The organism is Haloarcula sp. JP-Z28, from assembly GCF_011440255.1.
Lineage (GTDB): Archaea > Halobacteriota > Halobacteria > Halobacteriales > Haloarculaceae > Haloarcula > Haloarcula marismortui.
The window spans coordinates 1-5,656 of sequence record NZ_JAAOHT010000125.1 but is presented as its reverse complement, the minus strand read 5'-3'; the positions used below and the strand labels follow the sequence as shown (position 1 = coordinate 5,656).

The 5,656-nt window shown below is 55.4% G+C and carries 5 protein-coding genes, 1 tRNA gene, 1 rRNA gene and 1 pseudogene; 2 read left to right on the top strand and 6 right to left on the bottom strand.

Features of this window, described 5'->3' with window-relative positions:
* Window positions 1-274, bottom strand: a pseudogene (locus G9463_RS23135) (hypothetical protein); the annotation flags it as partial.
* A 228-nt stretch (window positions 275-502) separates the two neighbouring features.
* Window positions 503-1,228, bottom strand: coding sequence for a hypothetical protein (locus G9463_RS23130; RefSeq protein ID WP_165897948.1), 726 nt, complete (start codon window positions 1,226-1,228; stop codon window positions 503-505).
* Between the two features lie 172 nt (window positions 1,229-1,400).
* On the opposite strand from G9463_RS23130, the gene G9463_RS23125 reads away from it, so the two are divergent.
* Together G9463_RS23125 and G9463_RS23120 are read left to right on the top strand one after the other, a co-directional pair.
* Window positions 1,401-2,009, top strand: coding sequence for a hypothetical protein (locus G9463_RS23125; protein ID WP_165897947.1), 609 nt, complete (start codon window positions 1,401-1,403; stop codon window positions 2,007-2,009).
* A gap of 72 nt (window positions 2,010-2,081) precedes the next feature.
* Window positions 2,082-3,395 carry a hypothetical protein gene (locus G9463_RS23120; protein WP_165897946.1) on the top strand — a complete coding sequence of 438 codons (1,314 nt, stop codon included), beginning with the start codon at window positions 2,082-2,084 and terminating at the stop codon, window positions 3,393-3,395.
* A 10-nt stretch (window positions 3,396-3,405) separates the two neighbouring features.
* On the opposite strand, the gene G9463_RS23115 is transcribed toward G9463_RS23120, so the two are convergent.
* The 4 genes from G9463_RS23115 to rrf all read right to left on the bottom strand — a co-directional run bounded on the left by G9463_RS23115 (window position 3,406) and on the right by rrf (window position 5,452).
* Window positions 3,406-4,515 carry a DUF5305 domain-containing protein gene (locus G9463_RS23115; RefSeq protein ID WP_165897945.1) on the bottom strand — a complete coding sequence of 370 codons (1,110 nt, stop codon included), beginning with the start codon at window positions 4,513-4,515 and terminating at the stop codon, window positions 3,406-3,408.
* A 333-nt stretch (window positions 4,516-4,848) separates the two neighbouring features.
* Window positions 4,849-4,923: transfer RNA gene (locus G9463_RS23110), tRNA-Cys, on the bottom strand.
* 46 nt (window positions 4,924-4,969) lie between these two features.
* Window positions 4,970-5,227 carry a hypothetical protein gene (locus G9463_RS23105; RefSeq protein WP_007189713.1) on the bottom strand — a complete coding sequence of 86 codons (258 nt, stop codon included), beginning with the start codon at window positions 5,225-5,227 and terminating at the stop codon, window positions 4,970-4,972.
* A gap of 102 nt (window positions 5,228-5,329) precedes the next feature.
* Window positions 5,330-5,452: ribosomal RNA gene (rrf, locus tag G9463_RS23100) — 5S ribosomal RNA — on the bottom strand.
* Between the last annotated feature and the right edge of the window lie 204 nt (window positions 5,453-5,656).

Genomic DNA, 5,656 nt, shown 5'->3' with positions numbered 1-5,656 from the left:
TCACGCCCGCGCGGTCCATCGCGGGCAGATGCGTCTGTTGCATTGACGTGTACACGCGATGGCGCTCACTGGACGTGATCTCACTCTGTGGTTTCCCGTTTTCCCACGCCGCCACCTGTTCAGCAATATCTGAGAGCTCTGAGTCGCCATCCGCCTGCTTCGCTACGTGTAGCGCGTATCGCCGGCGGTGATTACTGAGTAAGTCAAATACTTCGTCCCGCGTAATCGCGTCACCAGCCCCTGTCTGGTTGCTTTGCTTCCCACCCACTGCCATTGTCTATAAACTGTTCCATAATATAAAAAGTCTTCTGGAATGTCAGTGGTAACAAAGTTGTATGTAGATTAGGAAGCCAGCAGATAATATTCGATATTTCTGCTTTGAAAATATTGCTACTGGACTGTGATCTGGAAATTGGTTTGCTATTATTTCAGCGAGCTCTGTCAAATATCTTTATTTCTACCGGCGCTAACAGCAATCTAATGTGCTCTTGCTACGATTATGCTATTCGATCGTAATGTCGAGCGTCTGGCTAGTATTGTCTGAGGTCGTGGTGTCGACACTGGCAGGCGCATTTTTCACATCTCCGGATTGGATGTTTGACTGGCCACTGTAGTCCTTACCGGTGACAGAGACTGCTGGATCATTGGTTGTATCATTGTCAGGGGGAGTAAGCTCCGTTCCATTTATTTTCTTCAGGAGACTTTTACTGCCTGACGTATCACTCTCAAATCGAACGGTGAAGTTATTCTGATTTGTGTTTGGCACGACCGCAAACAGGTCGCCGAACTCAAGTGAACTGTTCGGTGGGAGTCCAGTGCTGTCACCAAAGGCGATCGTCACATCGTTGGCGACAAGGCTCACATACTGGGTGTCGATGGCGTTAGTGCTGTAAATGCTATCGTTAGATGGGAACAATTCATCTGCAGTGAGATCGGAGTTCCCATCGGATGATTTGACAGAAATGCCACTGTCTGCCGTATTGATGAGCACGTCAACAGCCCCCCCATTCTCATCACTGCCACCGCCTCCAGTGATTGTCTCTGCGATGTTTTTCTCGTCTTTTTCGTCTGCTCCGTCAACGACTCCCTCCGTATCGCCACTGTCGCCGAAGACGTTCACTTCAACCGAGCGTGTTGCGCTAACGCTTGTGAATGCACCCGTTCCGAAGAGCGCCCCACCACTGATTGCCAGTCCACCGAGTCCCGTAAGTACGTTTCTGCGATTCATATGTTAGTCAGCACGTTATGACGGTGCCGTACCAGTTACAACAGTTTCCGGGGACTTACTATTATACTGCTTGAGTGGGGTTATAGCCGTTCCTGAGCCGTTAATGGGCGGCATTAACCCCGCTCAGGCGCGTCAATAGTAATTGGTCGGATAGCGTTTTGTAGCATAACGGATGAGAGTAAATCGACGAAGTGTCCTGCTCGGGCTCGGGACACTCAGTGCGACTGTCGGCGGCGCGTTTGGCTCCGGCGCGTTCTCCTCAGTTGAAGCGACGCGATCAGTCAATATAGAGACCTCTGATGATTCAAGAGCGCTGCTGAGTTTCGAGGCGAATAAGCTAGGTACGACTAACGGTGGAACCCCTGAGGACACTAACGGTATCATATCTACGACCCCAGAAGGGTCAGATACGTCTGTTATCGAGATTAAGCAGACCAACCTCAACAAAAATGCGACGACCACATTCAAGAATGCCCTCAAAGTCAGTAATGACAGCAACAAGGATGTCGGTCTTTCGGTGAATCCTGATGAGACCGAGTACGAAGAAGACGCAAGTGCAAGCGGTCTTGTTGGGAGTGCACTAGACATTGAAACTCCGGGCACGGACGGAAGATCAATCGTCGATAGCGATAGCGAAGGTGACAACGCTGTCGACTTAGCCGCCGGTACTGAGATCACTCTTACAATTGTTGTTGATCTTCGGAACAATACTGACGCAGACATTGACGATATAAAATCGATTGTCTTCGCAGCACGGCGGGACGACTACAGTAGCGCGTAGTAACCAGTCCGGATTATCACTGAAATGTGAAGGCTATCACTGTCCGGGTAAGTCGCTACCTCCAGCCAGAATATGAAATGGTACTTCGCCCTTGGGCTCGTGTTCATCGTCTGCGGGACAGTCATGTCCACGGCTGCGGTCCCACTCTCCGAACCCGTTGACGAACTCGCCCCAGCGGAGGACACCGGGGTTGCGCTGGCCCCAGCTGACACGCCCAACGGCGACCGCTACGCATCGTTTGACAGCAACGGCGAGCTTGTTATCTCCGTTGACGTTTTTTCTAGCACTGAGACTGTATTCGACGATGTGTTTGTTGTCGGTTTTGCGGGAGTCACCGGTAGCGACGAAGCAGCGACGATCCAGATCGAGCACGATAGCGAGTGGTTGGACATCTACAGGAACGCAGACACAGGCGCACGCAAGTCGGTCGATGAAGCGGGTAACACGCTTACGCTTGACCCGGGCGAGCAGGCAACGCTCGGATTCACCGTGACGACAAGCGCCGACAGCCCGTCATCCCTCTCTGAGAAAGTGACGTACACCATGGAAATTCCAGATGCCGAGTCAGGCACTGGTGGAGGTAATGGTGGCAATGGTGACAGCGGAAGTGGTGGTGGCGGGGGTGATGCAGGCGGTAATACTGGTGCAGGGGGCAGCGGTGGTGGTGACACCGGGTCAAGTGACGGCGGTGGCGCCGGCGATGGGGACGGCACAGATGCAGGCAGTGTTGGTGGCGGTGGTACCAACGTAAGCGATGGCGGCGACACTGGCGAGGAGAGTACCGACAGCCCAGAGGTTGCGACAACAACTGACGAGCCGGCTGAAACGCCCGCTGGCGGAAAAAGCGGTGGCGGCGGTGGCGGCGGTGGCGTCGGGACATCGACCGAGGAGCCGACTGAGACGCCCACCGACAGCGAAGAAGAACCCGAAACTGTGGCCGGTGGCGGGGCCGAACCTGTACCGCCGACACCCGAAAGCCAGCAGTCAGCCGAGCCGAGTGGATTCACCCTCGGTTTCGATCCGGCATTCGGAGTTAGCTGGGGCCCATGGGCGTTCATCGCTGGCCTGCTCGCGGTAGTGACAAACTACCTCGTCCAGACGCGATATCATGACGTCCTCCCGGTACTCCAGACACAACCGAGTGACCGCCGTCACCGGTTCCGCCGCGTCGCTATCCGCGAAGCAGCGATCGGTCTTGCCGGGATTGTGCTCACAATTCTTGTCGTGTCAGCGGTTTCGAGCGCTGGCTTCGGCCCAGTCACACAGTTGGGTGTTGCACTCGCGTTCTCCGCTGCAGTCGGCACGGTGACCGGGTACCGACTGGTCCCTGAACTCGATGCGATGCTTGAACCGCAAGCCGACGACGACGGCATCAAAGAGCAATAAAATAACTCGGTCAGTCCGATGTTTCAGCGTCACTGTTGCCCATAGTGGAATCAGTTCTGGGTTCTGGCGGAGGCTCGTACCGAAACAATCGGTCACCAGTATACACGAGGAAATCAGAATCGGTATCTGACTCGATGATACGTTCATCGGTGTCTATTGCGATATCTACGAGCCCGACGAGCGAATCGACGGAAGTCGTCCAGACGTCGTCGACTGGATCAGCTCGGCCAACGGTTATCCATTCATCAAACTCCTCGCGGGTGGACTTGTATGCGAGCCATCGGCGCTCGGCGTCAGTAAGTGTGAGATAGTCGGTCGTGCGCCCGTAGACGAGGGCAGTAGCGCCGCCAAGGCAACCAAGCAGGAGCACTGGGCCACCGAGAGTCCAGAGCGGTCCGTACGTCTTTTCCACCTGTGCTTCGACGGTTCGGTCACCGCTGTTCGTCACCGGACCAGCGTTTTCGACACGGTAGCTGCTCTGGCTCGGGATAATCGGGAGGCGGTATGTGTGAGCCGTGTCGACTGGCTGCCCGTTACGTGTCCCCGAGAGAGTTACCTGAGAGACCACCGCTATCTCAAGTCGGCCGGACGTCTGGCCGTGTTCGGAATCGATACGTCGAACAGCTTCAGCTGCGCGACTGACATTCAGCGAGAACGGAACCGCTATATGTTCGCCCGCGGCCAGCGATTGCACAGTGCTCTGTGTCAGCGGTCGTTCGACTTCCCAGTAGACGAGCGCTCCGTTTTGCGTCGATTCGACGGACCGATACTGAACGAACACGTCAGCCGAAGCGGTGAGGTCACTTTCGTTGCTGGCGCTGTACGTGTAGGTGAACGCTCCGTCCAGTACGGGAGCGACCCGCTGGAGGTACACGGATCTGTCCTCAAGCACTTCACCCTCTGGAAACGCTGAGGTCCCGTTGCGAACTGTCGCGTTGTGGGAGAACGAGCCGGACGATTGCCACGACGACACCTGCCGCGTGGTTGTGTCCGTTCCTGGAGCAACGTGACCCGTATACGTGAGATATCCCCCAACTGCAGCGATAGCAACCAGACAAATCAGTAGCAGTTCGTGGTTGTCGACGACTGTCCGCCGCGTTTTCTGACCCAACAACCACATTGCAACTGTAATACTGGTGCCGAGAAATAAGGGTTAATACCAGGTCAGCAGCGACATATCTCTTTCTTCACCGCCCTCATCGCCGCTAGCTCCAGTGTTCGAATGTCCCGGGAAACAGTTTGTAGCTACATCGTTACTTCGTGCGATCCCGCTACGTCGGTTGTTGCCCGTCGAAAACAGACTTGATAGACAGCCTGCCAACACTGTATCTTTCGCCAGAATCGTGTTCCTGTTTTTAACCGTTTTCGAGCAACAGTTCATAACGTCGACCCACATAAAAAGGCAGAAACCGGGTAGCTCACCGGGATTTATTGGGGGCGTAAGCAACTGAGAAGCCAAGGGCCGGATTTGAACCGGCGATGGGCGGCTCTGCAGGCCGCTGCGTTAGGCCAGACTCTGCCCCTTGGCGCAGATAGTGGTAGTCAACTCGGTCGTTTAAGCGTAGCGAATTCGATCAGCCCTCGCCCTCTGACTGGCCCGGCTCGCCAACCCCTTCGACCGGGATAGTATTGTAGATTGACGATTGCGCCTCGTCGGGAGACTCGAACTGCTCGTCATCGATCCGATCCAGCACCGCAGCTAACGGTTCAGTACCGTCTGCGTACACGAGCCGTACATCGTCGAACTCCTCCCGAGCAGTCGCGACCGACAGCGGGTACGTTGCCGTTTCAAGAAGCGCCGTGAGTTCGTTCAGTTTGACTTCGCGAGTCATGCCATTGTTTCTCGACTCAGTTACGTAGTTACGCACTGCTTATAAATACAGAAAGCCCACTCGGGAGAGATGCCTCTCCTGAGTGGGCTTGATAGGTATGAATGGTGGCGGCGAACCGCGTTTCCCAGAGGCTCGCGCACTCCAGTACTCCCCGGAACGCTGGTGGGCTTATCTTCCGTGTTCGGGATGGGTACGGGAGGCAACCCCACCGCTGTGGCCGCCTAACGTCGAGTCGCGGAATCGAACCGCGAGAGTGCCAGTCTCGATTAACTATTCCACCGTGTGATTACGTGCGATCCAGTTTGCGCCTGGACTCGTTCAGCGACGAGTAAACTCGTCGGTGAATGAGTCACAGTGCGTATGAATGATGGCTTTGGTCTGTTAGTGCTCGTGGGCTTAACGTCTCGTTACCTCGACGCGCACACCCCG

Excerpts from the sequence above, each read along its gene's own strand:
- G9463_RS23115 (WP_165897945.1), bottom strand. The coding sequence starts at position 4,515 with ATGTGGTTGTTGGGTCAGAAAACGCGGCGGACAGTCGTCGACAACCAC.
- G9463_RS23125 (WP_165897947.1), top strand. The coding sequence starts at position 1,401 with ATGAGAGTAAATCGACGAAGTGTCCTGCTCGGGCTCGGGACACTCAGT.
- G9463_RS23130 (WP_165897948.1), bottom strand. The coding sequence starts at position 1,228 with ATGAATCGCAGAAACGTACTTACGGGACTCGGTGGACTGGCAATCAGT.
- G9463_RS23105 (WP_007189713.1), bottom strand. The coding sequence starts at position 5,227 with ATGACTCGCGAAGTCAAACTGAACGAACTCACGGCGCTTCTTGAAACG.
- G9463_RS23120 (WP_165897946.1), top strand. The coding sequence starts at position 2,082 with ATGAAATGGTACTTCGCCCTTGGGCTCGTGTTCATCGTCTGCGGGACA.